The following is a 240-nucleotide window of genomic DNA, read 5'->3' on the forward strand; positions in this document are numbered from 1 at the left end:
CATGTTCATCTTCTACGCAGTCTCCTTCGAACCCTTCTTGGTCCTGGGACTCACCTACGTACTCGGCCTTGTCCTGGGGCGCAGCAATGATCCGCCCTGGCGCCGCCGGTCGGGGCTCTACGCAGTAACCCTGGTACTGGTGGTGGCGGTGCTGTTAACAGCGTTCTTCTACCCGGTACTGACTGCGGAAGTGATCAGTTACCAGCAATGGCACATGAGGATGTGGATGCCGTCGTGGAT

General features: G+C 58.3%; 1 protein-coding gene. It reads left to right on the forward strand.

Annotated features, from left to right (window positions below; translation table 11 throughout):
* Positions 1-240, forward strand: a 240-nt coding sequence (locus SB847_RS22085) for a hypothetical protein (protein ID WP_410578885.1), incomplete at both ends; no start/stop codon positions are given.

Origin of the sequence: Bacillus sp. SIMBA_026 (assembly GCF_046535335.1) — a bacterium.
GTDB lineage: Bacteria > Bacillota > Bacilli > Bacillales > Bacillaceae > Bacillus > Bacillus velezensis.